The sequence below is a fragment of the Paraburkholderia sp. RL18-101-BIB-B genome (genome assembly GCF_046026985.1).
GTDB lineage: Bacteria > Pseudomonadota > Gammaproteobacteria > Burkholderiales > Burkholderiaceae > Paraburkholderia.
Genome location: NZ_JARESV010000253.1, coordinates 1 through 231 on the forward strand (window position 1 = coordinate 1; position 231 = coordinate 231).

Consider the following 231-nt stretch of genomic DNA (forward strand, 5'->3'; position numbering starts at 1 on the left):
GCGACGCTGAAGATCGGCGCTTCTTCGTCCTTGTTGATCGCGACGATCACTTTGCTGTCCTTCATCCCGGCCAGATGCTGGATCGCGCCCGAGATGCCGACTGCGATGTACAGTTGCGGCGCGACGATCTTGCCGGTCTGGCCGACCTGATAGTCGTTCGGCACGAAGCCCGCATCGACGGCTGCGCGCGATGCGCCCAGCGCTGCGTTCAGCTTGTCCGCCAGCGGTTCT

Annotated in this window: 1 protein-coding gene; it reads right to left on the minus strand. The window is 63.6% G+C overall.

Annotation, left to right across the window (positions count from 1 at the left end):
- Positions 1 to 231: electron transfer flavoprotein subunit alpha/FixB family protein (locus P0D73_RS46965; RefSeq protein ID WP_408436605.1), on the minus strand; the 231-nt coding region annotated here is incomplete at both ends.